Below are 12,735 nucleotides of genomic sequence, written 5' to 3' on the forward strand. Positions count from 1 at the left end.
AATGAATCAACTGTGGGAGGGGGTTTGCCCCCTCCCACAGTTGATTGCATTTCAAGGCGAGGCTGGCTGGGCGGTGCCGAATGCCCCTTGGCGCAGCAACAGCAGCACTAGGCCCAGCGCCCCAGCCGCCATGAAAAACGGCAATGCATGCCCGCTGATCCATTGGCTGCCGGCGCCCGCCACCAGCGGGCCGATCAGGCAACCGATGCCCCACAGCTGTGCAATGTGGGCATTGGCGCGCACCAGCGCATCGTCACGGTAGCGCTCGCCGATCAGGATCAACGACAAGGTAAATAACCCGCCTGCGCTGGCGCCGAACAGCACCCATATCGGCCAGATCAGCAGCGTGTGCATCAACAGCGGAACCGCCAGGCTCGACGCCAGCAGCAGCACCGCACAGCTCAGGAACAACGTGCGGCGCGGCAGGTAATCCGCCAGCGCACCGATGGGCAATTGCAGCAGCGCATCGCCGACCACCACCGTGCTGACCATCGCCAAGGCGATCTCGGCGGTGAAGCCCTGTTGCAGGCAATACACCGGCAACAGCGTCAGGATCATCGCCTCGAACGCAGCGAACAGCGCCACCGCCCAGGCAATCGCCGGCAAACTCAGGCAAAAGCGCCAGAGGTCGGCGAACGTCACGCTTAACGACTCCGCACTGGGCGCGCCGGTGCGACCCAGCAAGGCCAGCGGGGCCACCAGCAACAGGCCCACACCGACCCAGAACCCGTAGTCATGATCGGTGCCGATCACACCCAGCAGCAGGGGGCCCGAGAGCTGGCTCAAGGCATAACTGCAGCCATACAGCGCCACCAGTCGGCCACGCCACTGCTCCACCACCAACTGGTTGATCCAGCTTTCGCCAAGGATAAACACGAGGGTGAGGATCACCCCGATCATCAACCGCAGCACCAGCCATACCGGGTAGCTGGGCAGAATCGCCAACAACCCGATGGACACCGCACCGCCCCACAGGCACAGACGCATGAGGTTGGCGGTGCCGAGCCAGGAGGCCAGGCGACTGGAAACCTTGGCACCCAACAGCACACCAAAGGCCGGCATCGCCGCCATCACACCGATAGCGAAACTGCCGTAACCCCAGCTTTCGAGGCGCAGGGACACCAGCGGCATGCTCACACCCAACGCCAGGCCGACGCTGAGTACCGAGGTCAACACGGCGAAATAAGTCGCCCAACGCATTGCCACGCTCCTGTGGATAATTCTTGAGTACACACAAAACAGTGTGGGAGGGGGCTTGCCCCGATAGCGGTGGATCAGCCAGCACTTGTGGTGCCTGACACACTGCTATCGGGGCAAGCCCCCTCCCACATTTGAGCGGCGGTGTTGCTTAGAGTTTGATCCAGGTCGACTTCAGCTCGGTGTACTTGTCGAATGCATGCAGTGACTTGTCGCGACCATTACCCGACTGCTTGAAACCACCAAACGGTGCGGTCATGTCACCGCCGTCGTATTGGTTGACCCACACGCTGCCGGCACGCAGGGCCTTGGCGGTCAGGTGCGCCTTGGAGATATCAGCGGTCCACACGGCGGCGGCCAGGCCATACACGGTGTCGTTGGCGATTTTCACCGCTTCTTCGGCGCTGTCGAAGGTGATCACTGACAGGACCGGACCGAAGATTTCTTCCTGGGCGATCTTCATGGCGTTGGTCACGCCGTCGAAAATTGTGGGTTCGACGTAAGTGCCGCCGGTTTCTTCCAGCGTACGCTTGCCGCCGGCCACCAGCTTGGCGCCATCGGCATGCCCGGCTTCGATGTACGACAGCACGGTGTTCATCTGCTGGGTGTCCACCAGCGCGCCGACGTTGGTCGCAGGATCCAGTGGGTTACCGGGTTTCCAGCCTTTGAGGGCCTCGATCACCAGCGGCAGGAATGTATCCTTGATGGAGCGCTCCACCAGCAGGCGCGAACCGGCGGTGCAGACTTCGCCCTGGTTGAAAGCGATGGCACCGGCGGCGGACTCGGCGGCGGCCTGCAGGTCCGGGGCATCGGCGAACACGATGTTTGGGCTCTTGCCACCGGCTTCCAGCCACACACGCTTCATGTTCGACTCGCCGGAGCGGATCAACAGTTGCTTGGCGATCTTGGTAGAGCCGGTGAACACCAGCGTATCGACGTCCATGTGCAGCGCCAGGGCGTTGCCAACGGTGTGGCCGTAGCCCGGCAGCACGTTGAACACACCTTTTGGAATACCTGCTTCAACCGCAAGGGCCGCGATACGGATGGCGGTCAGCGGGGATTTTTCGGACGGCTTGAGAATCACCGAGTTACCGGTGGACAGTGCCGGGCCGAGCTTCCAGCAAGCCATCATCAAGGGGAAGTTCCACGGCACGATGGCGCCGACAACCCCCACCGGCTCACGGGTCACCAGGCCCAGTTGATCGTGTGGGGTGGCCGCCACTTCATCGTAAATCTTGTCGATCGCCTCGCCACTCCAGCTCAGCGCATTCGCCGCGCCGGGCACATCAATGTTGAGGGAGTCGCTGATCGGTTTGCCCATGTCCAGGGTTTCAAGCAGCGCCAGCTCTTCGGCATTGGCCTTGAGCAGCGCGGCGAAACGGATCATGGTGGCCTTGCGCTTGGCCGGCGCCAGGCGCGACCAGACACCGGAGTTGAAGGTGGCGCGGGCGTTTTCCACGGCGCGCTGGGCGTCGTCGGCGTCACAACTGGCCACGGTGGCCAGCAGGCGGCCATCGACTGGGCTGATGCATTCGAAGGTGTCACCGGAAACAGCGGCGGTGTATTCGCCATTGATGTAGGCGCGGCCTTCGATTTTCAGATCCTTGGCGCGTTGTTCCCAGTCGGCACGGGTCAGGGTGGTCATGCGAGTGTCCTCCTCTTATTGAATATAAGGGCCAGGCGATGTGCCCCGGCAGCCTCAAAGCATTCTTGCCCGCCAGCCATCTGTTCGGCGCAAGGCAGCTGCCACCCTAAACCAGCGGCTGGGGATGTTTCAATATATTTGACATAACGGCGGTAAACGCCCTTGCGATGTTCATTTTAATAAACATAGACTTTGGACTCTCCAACCGCAGGCCAGACGGGACACGCACATGAGCATCCAGGACATCGTCGACTTCAGCCAAGCCAACACCGCGCCCGAACGCTATCGCCCTGCCGCCGAAAAAATCCTCAAGGGTGACCCCGAGCAAACGGTCTACAACCACTACAACAGCCCGTGCGGCCAGATGAACGCCGGTGTCTGGGAAGGTGAAGTCGGGCAGTGGACGGTCAACTACACCGAGCATGAATACTGCGAAATTGTGCAAGGCGTGTCGGTGCTGCGTGACGCCGAGGGTAACGCCAAGACCCTGCGTGCCGGTGACCGTTTCGTGATTCCGGCCGGTTTCAGCGGCACCTGGGAAGTACTGGAAGCATGCCGCAAGATCTATGTGGTATTCGAACAGAAAGCCTGATCAGTAAACACACAGGCAAAAAAAAGCCCGCATCGTGAGATACGGGCTTTTTTTCACAAGGAAGAAAATCAATTACTTGATTTTGCCTTCTTTGTAGATCACGTGCTTGCGAACGCGCGGGTCGAACATTTTCTTTTCGAGCTTGTCCGGGGTAGTACGCTTGTTCTTGTCGGTAGTGTAGAAGTGACCAGTACCGGCGCTAGAGATCATTCGAATCAATTCACGCATGATAGAGCTCCTTAGATCTTGCCGGCGGCGCGGATTTCGGCCAGCACGACAGTGATGCCACGCTTGTCGATGATACGCATGCCTTTGGCAGATACACGCAGGCGAACAAAACGTTTCTCTTCTTCAACCCAGAAGCGGTGATGCTGCAGGTTCGGCAGGAAACGACGACGGGTTTTGTTATTTGCGTGGGAAATGTTATTCCCAGTCACCGGACCCTTACCGGTAACTTGACAGACTCTCGACATGCCTCAGCCCTCTAAAACCACATGCCCAACCCGGCATGGGTTGGCCGCTTAATCTCTCAGTCATTTGGCGCCAGGCGCCGCGTTTCTTTAGGGTCTTACCGGCTACACCTACAAGCGAAGGAACCGGGCCCCTAGAAAAGAGCGCTGCTTTATACCAGAAAGACCTTGGTGCAACAACAGCGAGTATGTTTTTACCGCAGTAAATCTCGCCCGTTGATGCCTGAACCGTTGCCAGGAGGGGCCGCTGCCATAGCCGACCGCTCGTCGCACAGAATGATTTTCAGCGCCCGCGCGCGCCGCAAAGCGCACAGCGAAACTCTCTGAGGCGCCATCAAAACAGCATTTGAGCCAAAAGCACAGGCAAAAATGGGCTAGTCATTTGCCAATCAGACCACTACGGTAGGGCTTTTCCAGACTGCACTCGCAGATGGGCCTTCGATCTGCAAAGGAAACCGACCATGCGCCTCGCTGCCCTGCCACTGTTGCTTGCCCCTCTTTTAATCGCGCCGCTGGCCTCTGCCGCCAGCAACCTGAGCGTTTGCACCGAGGCCAGCCCCGAAGGGTTTGATGTGGTGCAGTACAACTCGCTGACCACCACCAACGCCTCGGCAGATGTGCTGATGAACCGCCTGGTGGACTTCGACGCCGCCAGCGGCAAACTGGTGCCCAGCCTGGCAGACAGCTGGGACGTGTCGCCGGACGGCCTGACGTACACCTTCAAACTGCACCCGGACGTGAAATTCCATCGCACCGAGTATTTCACCCCGAGTCGCAGCCTGACCGCCGAAGACGTGCGCTTCAGCTTCGAACGCATGCTGGACCCGGCCAACCCCTGGCACAAAATTGCCCAGAGTGGCTTCCCTCACGCCCAATCCCTGCAATTGCCTGCGCTGGTCAAGAAGATCGACGCCCTCGACCCGCTGACCGTGCGCTTCACCCTGGATCACGCCGATTCCACCTTCCTCGCAGCCCTGAGCATGGGCTTTGCCTCGATCTACCCGGCCGAATACGCCGACAAACTGCTCAAGGCCGGCACGCCCGAAAAGCTCAATAGCCAGCCCATCGGCACCGGGCCATTCATCTTCAGCCGCTTCCAGAAAGATGCGGTGGTTCGCTACAAGGCCAACCCGGACTACTTCGCCGGCAAACCGGCTGTGGATAACTTGATCTTCGCCATTACACCGGACGCCAATGTGCGCTTGCAGAAATTGCACCGCGACGAGTGCCAGATCGCCTTGTCGCCCAAGCCGCTGGATGTAGGCGAGGCAGAGAAAGATCCTGCGCTCAAGGTGGAAAAAACCGCAGCCTTCATGACCGCATTCGTGGCCATCAACAGCCAGCACCCTCCTCTGGACAAGCCCGAAGTGCGCCAGGCGATCAACCTGGCGTTCGACAAGGCCAGCTACCTCAAGGCTGTGTTTGAAGGCACCGCCGAAGCCGCCAACGGCCCGTACCCGCCCAATACCTGGAGCTACGCCAAGGACTTGCCGGGTTATCCCCAGGACCTTGCCAGGGCCAAGGTGTTGCTGGACCGCGCCGGGCTCAAGGATGGCTTCAAGACTACTATCTGGACTCGCCCCACCGGCAGCCTGCTGAACCCCAACCCGAACCTGGGCGCGCAATTATTGCAGGCGGACCTGGCCAAGGTCGGCATCCAGGCCGAAATCCGCGTGATCGAATGGGGCGAGCTGATTCGCCGTGCCAAGGCCGGCGAGCACGACTTGCTGTTCATGGGCTGGGCCGGCGACAACGGTGACCCGGATAACTTCCTGACCCCGCAATTCTCCTGCGCGGCGGTCAAATCAGGCACCAACTTCGCCCGTTATTGCGACCCGGCCCTGGACAAGCTGATCAGCGCCGGCAAGACCACCAGCGAGCAAGGCGTGCGCAGCAAGCTGTATCAACAGGCTCAGGCGCAGATCCAGCAGCAGGCGTTGTGGTTACCGTTGGCGCATCCGACCGCGTTTGCCCTGGCCCGCAAGAACGTCCAGGGGTACCAGGTAAGCCCGTTCGGGCGCCAGGATTTCTCCAAGGCCAGCGTCAAGCCCTGATAGCAGGCCCCGCCCACTGGGCGGGGTCATATCCACCCATATTCAGCCATCGACAACGGATCACCATCCCCCACGATGATGTGATCCAGCAGCCGCACATCCACCACCTCCAGGGCGCCTTGCAGGGTTTTGGTCAGTTTTCGATCAGCCACGCTCGGCTCCGCACTTCCCGAAGGATGGTTGTGACACAGGATCAATGCCGCTGCGTTGTAAGCCAGGGCGCGCTTGACCACTTGCCGCGGGTAAACCACGGCGGCATCGATAGTGCCCTGGAACAAAGCCTCGAAGCCCAAGACGCGGTGCTTTGAATCGAGAAACAGGCAGCCGAAGATCTCGTGTGGCTCATGACGCAACAGCGCCTTGAGGTAATTGCGCACGGCTATCGGGCTTTCGAGTACCGATTCACTGCGCAGTTGTTCGGCCATGTGCCGCCGGGACATTTCCAGCACCGCCTGCAACTGGGCAAACTTGGCGGGCCCCAAGCCCAATTGCTGGCTGAACAACGCCTGGCTGGCCTCCAACAAGGGGCGCAAGCCACCAAATTGCGCCAACAGGTGACGCGCAAGGTCCACCGCGCTTTTACCGCAAACCCCGGTACGCAAGAAAATCGCCAACAACTCGGCATCCGACAAACTTGCCGCGCCCCACTCCAATAGCTTCTCCCGCGGCCGCTCCGCCGCCGGCCAATCGCGAATACTCATCCCGCCTCCCTCTCCCTATGTGCGCCATATACGCCACGTCCGCCGCTGTTGCTGGGCGGGCGCTGTGTTATCGTAGGCCCTCTTTTTTGCATGCGATTTCACCTGGGGAGGGGAGATCGCAGGCGTCACTGAACTGGCTTCACTGAACTGGAAAGGCAAACCAATGCAGCGTCTGTATCGGAAACGCATCGTTCTCGGCGTCGGCGGCGGCATTGCCGCCTACAAGAGCGCAGAGTTGGTTCGCAGGCTCCTGGACCACGGTGCCGAAGTGCGCGTGGTCATGACCCGCGGCGGCAGCGAGTTCATCACCCCGCTGACCATGCAGGCCTTGTCCGGCCACCCGGTTCACTTGGACCTGCTGGACCCGGCGGCCGAAGCCGCCATGGGCCATATCGAACTGGCCAAATGGGCCGACCTGGTGCTGATCGCCCCGGCCACCGCCGACCTGATCGCCCGCCTGGCCCAAGGCATCGCCGATGATCTGCTGACCACTTTGGTACTGGCCACCGACGCCACTGTCGCCATCGCCCCGGCCATGAACCAGGCCATGTGGCGCGACCCGGCCACCCAGGCCAACACGCAACTCCTGCAAAACCGTGGCCTGAAGGTGTTCGGCCCAGCCTCCGGAAGCCAGGCCTGCGGTGACGTCGGCATGGGCCGCATGCTCGAAGCCACCGACCTGGCGCTGTGTGCCGCCGAGTGTTTCCAACACCTGGCCCTGACCGGCAAGCACGTGCTGATTACCGCCGGGCCGACCCAGGAAAACATCGACCCGGTGCGCTACATCACCAACCATAGTTCAGGAAAAATGGGGTTCGCGCTTGCCGAAGCCGCGGTCGAGGCAGGCGCACGCGTCACCTTGATCACTGGCCCGGTGCATTTGCCAACACCCGATCGGGTCACGCGAATCGACGTAGTCAGCGCCCGGGACATGCTGGCGGCCTGCGAAGCGGCCATTCCCTGCGACCTGTTCATCGCCTCGGCAGCGGTCGCGGACTACCGCCCGGAAGTGGTTGCCCCGCAAAAGCTCAAGAAAGACCCTACAAGCGGCGACGGCCTGCTCCTGCAAATGGTGCGCAACCCGGACATCCTGGCAACCATCGCCACGCGCCCGGACCGCCCGTTCAGTGTCGGCTTCGCCGCCGAGACCGAGCACCTGCTGGACTACGCCGCGCGCAAATTGAAAGACAAAAACCTCGACCTGATCGTTGCCAATGATGTCGCCAACCCGAGCATCGGCTTCAACAGCGAGGAAAACGCCTGCAGCGTGATTGACCGCGAACTGCACGCCACCCTTTTCGCCCAGACCAGCAAGGGCAAGATTGCCCGACAGCTGATCTCATTTATCGCCCAACGGCTGAACCAGGTTTAATTTCCATGCACGCTTTGCAAGCCAAGATCCTCGACCCCCGCATCGGCAGCGAATTCCCACTGCCGGCCTACGCTACCCCGGGCTCCGCCGGCCTGGACCTGCGCGCCATGCTCAAGGAAGACACCCTCCTTGAGCCGGGCCAGACCCTGCTGATCCCCACCGGCCTGTCGATCTATGTCGGCGACCCTGGCCTGGCGGCGCTGATCCTGCCGCGCTCCGGCCTGGGCCACAAACACGGCATCGTCCTTGGCAACCTCGTGGGGCTGATCGACTCGGACTACCAGGGCGAGTTGATGGTGTCGTGCTGGAACCGTGGCCAGACCGCGTTCAACATCGCAGTCGGCGAGCGCATCGCCCAACTGGTATTGGTACCGGTAGTGCAGGCGCACTTCGAATTGGTGCAGGAATTCGACGAGACCCAACGCGGCGCTGGCGGCTTTGGGCATTCCGGCAGCCACTGACCACGCCGCCCCTGGCCGGCACCTTTGGTCCGGCCAGACGCTACCGCATGGCTTTCAGGAAGAAGAATGCGCGGAATTTACCAGCGTTATTTCCCATTGAAAATCAACGGGTTACGCAAACAAAAATACGAAGCCCAAGCTCCGATGGCACTTTTGCACCACGAACTCTCTGCCGAAAACACCGTCATACCCTTCAGTTTGAGCCTGCCGGCCAGCCCCATTCAGGCCAGCCTTGCCCCCTTTCAGATGGAGTTCCCCCCGCGATGACTACCGCAGCCCGAGTAGCCCCGACGTTCCCCGACAGCATCTTTCGCGCCTATGACATTCGTGGCGTGGTGCCCAAGACCCTGACTGCCGAAACCGCCTACTGGATTGGCCGCGCCATCGGCGCCCAGAGCCTTGCCCAGGACGAGCCCAACGTCTCGGTCGGCCGTGATGGTCGCCTGTCCGGCCCCGAGTTGGTGGAGCAGCTGATCCAGGGCCTGGCCGACAGCGGTTGCCACGTCAGCGACGTGGGCCTGGTGCCAACGCCGGCGCTGTACTATGCCGCCAACGTCCTGGCCGGCAAATCCGGCGTCATGCTCACCGGCAGTCATAACCCGTCGGACTACAACGGCTTCAAGATCGTCATCGCCGGCGACACCCTGGCCAACGAACAGATCCAGGCCCTGCATGACCGCCTGAAGAACAATGACCTGACCAGCGGCACGGGCAGCGTCACGAAAGTCGACATTCTTCAGCGCTACTCTGATGAAATCACTGGCGACGTGAAGCTCGCGCGCCGCCTCAAAGTGGTGGTGGACTGCGGCAACGGCGCGGCCGGCGTGATCGCCCCGCAGTTGCTCGAAGCCCTCAATTGCGAAGTGGTCCCGCTGTTCTGCGACGTCGACGGCAACTTCCCCAACCACCACCCGGACCCGGGCAAGCCTGAGAACCTGGTGGACCTGATCGCCAAGGTCAAGGAAACCGGCGCCGATGTGGGCCTGGCCTTCGACGGTGACGGCGACCGCGTGGGCGTAGTGACAAACACTGGCGAGAACGTATTCGCCGACCGCTTGCTGATGCTGTTTGCCCGTGACGTGGTGGCGCGCAATGCCAACGCCGAGATCATTTTCGACGTGAAGTGCACGCGCCGCCTCACCCCGCTGATCAAGGAATATGGCGGCCGCCCACTAATGTGGAAGACCGGTCACTCGTTGATCAAAAAGAAAATGAAGGAAACCGGCGCGCTGTTGGCTGGCGAAATGAGCGGCCACGTGTTCTTCAAGGAGCGCTGGTTCGGGTTTGACGACGGCATCTACAGCGCCGCTCGCTTGTTGGAGATCCTCAGCAAGGAAGAATCCACGGCGCAGGAGCTGTTTCAGACCTTCCCGAACGATATTTCTACGCCAGAGATCAATATCCATGTGACCGAGGAGAGCAAATTCAGCATCATTGACGCACTGCACGATGCGCAATGGGGTGAAGGCGCCAACCTGACCTCCATTGATGGTGTGCGAGTCGATTACGCCAAAGGCTGGGGCCTGGTTCGCGCGTCCAACACCACACCGGTGCTGGTGCTGCGTTTCGAGGCGGATACCGAGGCCGAGTTGCAGCGCATCAAGGACGTGTTCCACGCCCAGTTGAAACGTGTTGCCCCTGATCTCCAATTACCGTTCTGATTTTTGCACCGGAGCCCTGAATGACCCTCGAACGCGAAGCCGCTGCCAACACCGCCAAGGTCCTGTCCGAAGCGCTGCCTTATATTCGACGCTACGTCGGCAAGACGCTGGTGATCAAATACGGCGGCAATGCCATGGAAAGCGACGAGCTGAAAACCGGCTTTGCCCGTGACATCGTGTTGATGAAAGCCGTGGGGATCAACCCGGTGGTGGTCCACGGTGGCGGCCCACAAATCGGCGACCTGCTCAAGCGCTTGTCGATCGAGAGTCACTTCATCGATGGCATGCGCGTTACTGATGCGCAGACCATGGATGTGGTGGAGATGGTCCTCGGCGGCCAGGTGAACAAGGACATCGTCAACCTGATCAACCGCCATGGCGGCAGCGCCATCGGCCTGACCGGCAAGGATGCGGAGCTGATCCGCGCGAAAAAACTGACCGTAACCCGTCAGACGCCGGAAATGACCCAGCCGGAAATCATCGACATCGGCCAGGTAGGCGAAGTGATCGGCATCAACACCGACCTGCTCAACCTGCTGGTCAAAGGCGACTTCATCCCGGTGATCGCGCCGATCGGCGTGGGCGCCAATGGCGAGTCCTACAACATCAACGCCGACCTGGTGGCGGGCAAGGTTGCCGAGGCACTGAAGGCTGAAAAGCTGATGCTGCTGACCAACATTGCCGGGCTGATGGACAAGCAAGGCAAGGTGCTGACCGGCTTGACGACCCAGCAAGTAGACGACCTGATCGCCGACGGCACCATTTACGGCGGCATGCTGCCAAAGATCCGCTGCGCACTGGAAGCCGTGCAAGGCGGCGTTGGCAGCTCACTGATCCTGGATGGCCGCGTTCCCAATGCGATCCTGCTGGAAATCTTCACCGATACCGGCGTGGGCACGCTGATCAGTAACCGCAAGCGTCCTTAAGCGTCAAACACAAAAAGGCCCCGCTCAATCGAATTGAGCGGGGCCTTTTCTATGGGCGCTGACTCTACAAATAAGTGGAGATCGCCTGTGGAAGGGAGCAAGCCCCCACACAAGCGCTCTTACACCATTGGGTCTGTGTCAGACGCCAAACTGCTCGCGGTACGCGCGCACTGCCGGCAAGTGCTGCTTGAGCTGCGGGTCATCTTCCAGGAACTGCAATACCTGGTTCAACGAAACGATGCTCACCACTGGAATGCCGAAATCGCGCTCCACTTCCTGGATCGCCGACAACTCACCGTTGCCACGCTCCTGGCGATTCAGCGCGATCAACACGCCGGCCGCCTTGGCACCCTCCTGGGAAGCGATGATCTGCATCACTTCACGGATCGCGGTACCGGCGGTGATGACATCGTCGATGATCAACACATCGCCAGTCAGCGGTGCGCCGACCAGGCTACCGCCTTCGCCGTGAGCCTTGGCTTCCTTGCGGTTGAAGCACCATGGCAGATCGCGCCCATGATGTTCCGCCAGGGCCACGGCCGTTGCGGCGGCCAGGGGAATACCCTTGTAGGCCGGGCCGAACAGCACGTCGAAGGAAATACCGCTTTCAACGATGGCCGCCGCGTAGAAACGGCCCAACTGAGCCAGGGCCGAACCCGAGTTGAACAAGCCGGCGTTGAAGAAGTACGGGCTGGTGCGCCCGGACTTGAGAGTGAACTCACCGAAGCGCAAAACACCGCGATCGATGGCAAAACGAATGAAATCGCGTTGATACGCCTGCATGAAAAAAGCCTCAGATACCACGGATTTAGCTAATTAGGTAGACGGCGTGTATCATACACGCACGCGATTTTTGGGGCCATTTATGCGGATCATCAGTGTGAACGTTAATGGTATTCAGGCTGCAGTCGAGCGTGGTTTGCTCAGTTGGCTGCAAGCCCAGAATGCCGACGTCATCTGCCTGCAGGATACCCGCGCCTCCGCCTTTGAACTGGACGACCCAGCCTTCCAACTGGATGGCTACTTCCTTTATGCCTGCGATGCCGAAGTCCCTGCCCAAGGTGGCGTGGCTTTGTATTCGCGGTTGCAACCCAAGGCGGTCATCAGCGGCCTCGGCTTCGAGACAGCCGACCGCTACGGGCGCTACCTGCAAGCCGATTTCGATAAGGTCAGCATCGCGACCTTGCTGCTCCCTTCGGGGCAGAACGGCGATGAAGACTTGAACCAGAAGTTTAAGCTAATGGACGATTTCGCCCGTTACCTGGACAAACAGCGGCGCAAACGTCGCGAGTACATTTATTGTGGCTCGCTGTACGTGGCGCAACAGAAGCTGGATATCAAGAACTGGCGCGACAGCCAGCAATCCCCGGGCTTCCTGGCGCCGGAACGGGCCTGGATGGACGAGATTGTCGGCAACATGGGCTATGTGGATGCCCTGCGCGAAGTCAGCCGCGAAGGCGACCAGTACAGCTGGTGGCCGGACAACGAACAGGCTGAGATGCTCAACCTGGGTTGGCGTTTCGACTACCAGTTGCTGACCCCAGGTCTGCGCCGGTTTGTTCGCAGTGCACGCTTGCCGCGCCAGCCGCGCTTCTCGCAGCATGCGCCGCTGATCGTGGACTACGACTGGACGCTGACCATCTGAGGTGCTTTTCC

At 60.7% G+C, this 12,735-nt stretch carries 13 protein-coding genes and 1 pseudogene; 8 read left to right on the forward strand and 6 right to left on the reverse strand.

Annotated features, from left to right (window positions below; genetic code table 11):
* Nucleotides 1-51 precede the first annotated feature (51 nt).
* Together KSS96_RS00075 and KSS96_RS00080 are read right to left on the reverse strand one after the other, a co-directional pair.
* On the reverse strand, nucleotides 52-1,200 hold the full coding sequence (locus tag KSS96_RS00075) for an MFS transporter (protein WP_116078090.1): 1,149 nt from the start codon (nucleotides 1,198-1,200) through the stop codon (nucleotides 52-54).
* Nucleotides 1,201-1,348: 148 nt separating this feature from the next.
* On the reverse strand, nucleotides 1,349-2,842 hold the full coding sequence (locus KSS96_RS00080; protein WP_017526822.1) for an aldehyde dehydrogenase: 1,494 nt from the start codon (nucleotides 2,840-2,842) through the stop codon (nucleotides 1,349-1,351).
* A gap of 229 nt (nucleotides 2,843-3,071) precedes the next feature.
* Between KSS96_RS00080 and KSS96_RS00085 the strand changes: the two genes are divergently transcribed.
* A complete protein-coding gene (locus KSS96_RS00085; RefSeq protein WP_017526821.1) occupies nucleotides 3,072-3,434 on the forward strand; it encodes a cupin domain-containing protein in 363 nt (120 codons plus the stop codon).
* 72 nt (nucleotides 3,435-3,506) lie between these two features.
* On the opposite strand, the gene rpmG is transcribed toward KSS96_RS00085, so the two are convergent.
* A complete protein-coding gene (gene rpmG / locus KSS96_RS00090; RefSeq protein WP_003176906.1) occupies nucleotides 3,507-3,662 on the reverse strand; it encodes a 50S ribosomal protein L33 in 156 nt (51 codons plus the stop codon).
* An 11-nt stretch (nucleotides 3,663-3,673) separates the two neighbouring features.
* Nucleotides 3,674-3,907: a 50S ribosomal protein L28 gene (gene rpmB / locus KSS96_RS00095; protein ID WP_003176907.1), complete on the reverse strand. Its 234-nt coding sequence runs from the start codon at nucleotides 3,905-3,907 to the stop codon at nucleotides 3,674-3,676.
* A 458-nt stretch (nucleotides 3,908-4,365) separates the two neighbouring features.
* Here rpmB and KSS96_RS00100 point away from each other — a divergent pair, with 458 nt between their 5' ends.
* On the forward strand, nucleotides 4,366-5,958 hold the full coding sequence (locus KSS96_RS00100) for an ABC transporter substrate-binding protein (RefSeq protein ID WP_017526820.1): 1,593 nt from the start codon (nucleotides 4,366-4,368) through the stop codon (nucleotides 5,956-5,958).
* A 26-nt stretch (nucleotides 5,959-5,984) separates the two neighbouring features.
* Here the strand turns inward: KSS96_RS00100 and radC are convergent, their stop codons facing one another.
* Nucleotides 5,985-6,659, reverse strand: a complete 675-nt coding sequence (gene radC, locus KSS96_RS00105) for a RadC family protein (RefSeq protein ID WP_017526819.1) — start codon at nucleotides 6,657-6,659, stop codon at nucleotides 5,985-5,987.
* Nucleotides 6,660-6,822: 163 nt separating this feature from the next.
* On the opposite strand from radC, the gene coaBC reads away from it, so the two are divergent.
* The 5 genes and pseudogenes from coaBC to argB all read left to right on the forward strand — a co-directional run bounded on the left by coaBC (nucleotide 6,823) and on the right by argB (nucleotide 11,079).
* A complete protein-coding gene (gene coaBC, locus KSS96_RS00110) occupies nucleotides 6,823-8,031 on the forward strand; it encodes a bifunctional phosphopantothenoylcysteine decarboxylase/phosphopantothenate--cysteine ligase CoaBC (RefSeq protein WP_017526818.1) in 1,209 nt (402 codons plus the stop codon).
* Between the two features lie 5 nt (nucleotides 8,032-8,036).
* Nucleotides 8,037-8,492: a dUTP diphosphatase gene (dut, locus tag KSS96_RS00115; RefSeq protein ID WP_017526817.1), complete on the forward strand. Its 456-nt coding sequence runs from the start codon at nucleotides 8,037-8,039 to the stop codon at nucleotides 8,490-8,492.
* A 66-nt stretch (nucleotides 8,493-8,558) separates the two neighbouring features.
* Nucleotides 8,559-8,759, forward strand: a complete 201-nt coding sequence (locus tag KSS96_RS00120) for a hypothetical protein (RefSeq protein ID WP_065879255.1) — start codon at nucleotides 8,559-8,561, stop codon at nucleotides 8,757-8,759.
* Nucleotides 8,750-10,153, forward strand: a pseudogene (locus KSS96_RS00125) (phosphomannomutase/phosphoglucomutase); the annotation flags it as partial. The gene KSS96_RS00120 and the pseudogene KSS96_RS00125, both read left to right, overlap by 10 nt.
* 20 nt (nucleotides 10,154-10,173) lie before the next feature.
* On the forward strand, nucleotides 10,174-11,079 hold the full coding sequence (argB, locus tag KSS96_RS00130) for an acetylglutamate kinase (RefSeq protein WP_003176913.1): 906 nt from the start codon (nucleotides 10,174-10,176) through the stop codon (nucleotides 11,077-11,079).
* A 138-nt stretch (nucleotides 11,080-11,217) separates the two neighbouring features.
* Here the strand turns inward: argB and pyrE are convergent, their stop codons facing one another.
* Nucleotides 11,218-11,862, reverse strand: a complete 645-nt coding sequence (pyrE, locus tag KSS96_RS00135) for an orotate phosphoribosyltransferase (RefSeq protein ID WP_017526814.1) — start codon at nucleotides 11,860-11,862, stop codon at nucleotides 11,218-11,220.
* 82 nt (nucleotides 11,863-11,944) lie between these two features.
* Between pyrE and crc the strand changes: the two genes are divergently transcribed.
* Nucleotides 11,945-12,724, forward strand: a complete 780-nt coding sequence (crc, locus tag KSS96_RS00140; RefSeq protein ID WP_003176915.1) for a catabolite repression control protein Crc — start codon at nucleotides 11,945-11,947, stop codon at nucleotides 12,722-12,724.
* Nucleotides 12,725-12,735: the final 11 nt, after the last annotated feature.

Source organism: Pseudomonas asgharzadehiana (genome assembly GCF_019139815.1).
GTDB classification, from domain to species: domain Bacteria; phylum Pseudomonadota; class Gammaproteobacteria; order Pseudomonadales; family Pseudomonadaceae; genus Aquipseudomonas; species Aquipseudomonas asgharzadehiana.